The following is a 2,851-nucleotide window of genomic DNA, read 5'->3' on the forward strand; positions in this document are numbered from 1 at the left end:
CGGAAAAACTTTGGGGTTCCCACTTTTCACAACTGATAAAAAAATTCCACCCACATCTGCGGAATGTGGGTTGTAAAGCAATCCTCAAGGAAATATGAATATATTGTAGGCGGTGACATCAGCAGCTTAAGTCGAAAGCAGCGTTAACAGCCAGTCGATTTTAGATTTTAGATTTTAGATTTTAGAATTGACTCCACAGGTTAATCTGGGAGGACGAACTTTGGTCTAAAATTTTGTGATAGGCGCGACTTTTGTCTTCAAGCAAGTCTCCGTTTTTGGGCGATTTCAACAGTCAACAGCCAGTCGATTTTAGATTTTAGATTTTAGATTGAAAAATTGACTCCACAGATTAATCTGGGAGCTGAAAATTAGGTGTAAAGTTTTTCGCTTGTCAACCGTCAACAGTCAACAGTCAACAGTCATTACTTGAAAATGTGTCATCGCACTATTGATTGGATTCCGGGCGTTTCTGGTGTTTGCTTTGGATAAACTGTTCCAAATCGGCGATCGCATCTTCAAAATCCGACAAATTAATTTTCGCAGGTCTAGTCTTCTTCGGCAAACTCGAAGATTGACTCGAAGACTTAGCCGGAGGCTGTGGAGATTTAGGTTGTGCAGCTTGAGTGCTGTTCGATTCTATAGAATCGAACAATTCATCCAGGGACTCAAAAAATGATTGAGCCGAGGCCCGGCGTAAATCTTTCTGGTCGTCGTCATCCGTCATAAGCCACTCCATAGGGTCTAAAATTTGCCAACAAAGTCTGTCCGCCCCGGCGCGTGCAGATATTAGACATGAAAACCGACTAAAACAAGCAGAAAAACAGAATTTAACCGGGCGATGGGAATGCCTGTGGCTGAACTTGCTGCCTCATATAAAACCTGCTGCGGGCATGGTCAGCCTTCAAACTATATTTAACTGTACACCCGCCTACTGAGTGATTTGAGACTTGGTGCAGACCCAGCTCAAAATCCTTGACCCTGAAAAAATCTCAGTTACGGCTCTTTCGTTGTCTAATTAACCCTAGTCTAGTCGAGAATAAGGAGACAGGACTTATGCAACTATTACCGCTGTTCAAGGGTTGCGATGGCAGCGCGCCACCTCGAAAGGACCCAGAGACGGTGTTTTTTGCTTGAGTCCTAAGATTTCAAAGGCATTAGGAGATTTTAAGGTGACTCAGGGATTTGATTACGATTTAGCAATTATCGGCGCTGGCGTGGGCGGACACGGGGCGGCCATACACGCGGTTAGCTGCGGGCTGAAAGTGGCAATTATCGAAGCAGGGGACATGGGGGGGACTTGCGTCAACCGCGGCTGCATTCCCTCTAAGGCGCTCTTGGCGGCTTCCGGGCGAGTGCGAGATTTGCGGAATGCCCACCACCTGAAGACTTTGGGAATTCAATTGGGCAGTGTGGATTTCGATCGCTCTTCGATCGCAAATCACGCTAACACTATTGTTAGCAAACTTCGCGGCGACTTGACCAACAGCCTCAAACGTTTGAACGTGGATGTCATCCAAGGTTGGGGCAAAATTGCCAGTGCTCAAAAAATTACCGTAGAAACCGATAAAGGCGAGAAAACTATTACCGCCAAGGATATTATTCTCGCCCCCGGTTCAATTCCTTTCGTCCCCCCAGGGATAGAAATTGACGGCAAAACAGTATTTACCAGCGACGATGCTGTCAGGTTGGAATCCCTCCCGAAGTGGATTGCAATTATTGGCAGTGGCTATATCGGTTTGGAGTTTTCGGATATTTACACGGCCCTCGGCTGCGAAATTACGATGATTGAAGCTTTAGACCAGTTGATGCCGACTTTTGACCCGGATATTGCTAAGTTGGCAGAACGAGTGTTAATTGCACCCCGCGATATTGAAACAAAAGTTGGGTTGTTGGCTAAGAAGATTATTCCTGGTTCGCCGGTAATTATTGAATTAGCTGATTTCAAAACTAAGGAAGTTGTGGAAGTTTTGGAAGTTGATGCTTGTTTGGTAGCAACTGGCCGGGTTCCGGTGAGCAAGAATTTGGGGTTAGAAACTGTTGGGGTAGAAACGATGCGCGGTTATATCCCAGTTAACGATAAGATGCAGGTTTTGGCGGCGGGAGAACCGGTGCAAAATTTGTGGGCGATCGGCGATGTTAATGGCAAGATGATGTTAGCGCATTCTGCGTCTGCTCAGGGAATTGCTGCGGTGGAAAATATTTGCGGCCGGCCCCGCGAAGTTGACTATTTGAGCATCCCGGCGGCGGCTTTTACTCACCCGGAAATTAGCTATGTGGGGATGACGGAACCTGCGGCCAAAGAGTTAGGGAAAGCTGAAGGGTTTGAGGTAGCTTCTGTCAAGACTTATTTTAAGGGAAATTCTAAAGCTATTGCCGAGGGTGAAACTGACGGTATGGCTAAGGTGATTTACCGGAAAGATACTGGGGAATTGTTGGGAGTTCACATTTTCGGTTTGCACGCTTCGGATTTGATTCAGGAGGCGGCAAATGCGATCGCCCAGCGCGATTCTGTTAACAATTTAGCATTTCGAGTTCACACTCACCCGACGCTTTCGGAAGTGCTGGATGAGGCATTTAAACGGGCGGCGGGAACAGGCAGTCATTAATTAGTAGGGGCGGAGTTCCGATTAGTGTCAACTTAAGACTGAAACCCTTGATAAATCTGGGTTTTACGCTAAGTCTAGATCCCCCTAAATCCCCCTTAAAAAGGGGGACTTTGAAATCCATTTCACCCCTTTTTAAGAGGGGCTTTGAATGCTCTTGTCCCCCCCTTGTTAAGGCTATGCCTTACTCACATCTTTCTTAACAAAGGTGCTCCGGCTTCAGCCGGAGCCGTCCGGGCGCTGGCTGC

Annotated in this window: 2 protein-coding genes; one reads left to right on the top strand and one right to left on the bottom strand. The window is 46.9% G+C overall.

What is annotated here, in order from left to right; translation table 11 throughout:
- Positions 1–445: 445 nt before the first annotated feature.
- A complete protein-coding gene (locus QUA04_RS29220) occupies positions 446–724 on the bottom strand; it encodes a hypothetical protein (protein ID WP_333264178.1) in 279 nt (92 codons plus the stop codon).
- 445 nt (positions 725–1,169) lie between these two features.
- Here QUA04_RS29220 and lpdA point away from each other — a divergent pair, with 445 nt between their 5' ends.
- Positions 1,170–2,606, top strand: a complete 1,437-nt coding sequence (lpdA, locus tag QUA04_RS29225; RefSeq protein ID WP_333264180.1) for a dihydrolipoyl dehydrogenase — start codon at positions 1,170–1,172, stop codon at positions 2,604–2,606.
- Positions 2,607–2,851: the final 245 nt, after the last annotated feature.

Source organism: Microcoleus sp. S13_C5 (assembly GCF_036700845.1).
In the GTDB taxonomy this organism is placed as follows: Bacteria; Cyanobacteriota; Cyanobacteriia; order Cyanobacteriales; family Microcoleaceae; genus Microcoleus.

Coding starts and splice junctions, on each gene's coding strand:
- QUA04_RS29220 (WP_333264178.1), bottom strand. CDS start 724: ATGACGGATGACGACGACCAGAAAGATTTACGCCGGGCCTCGGCTCAA.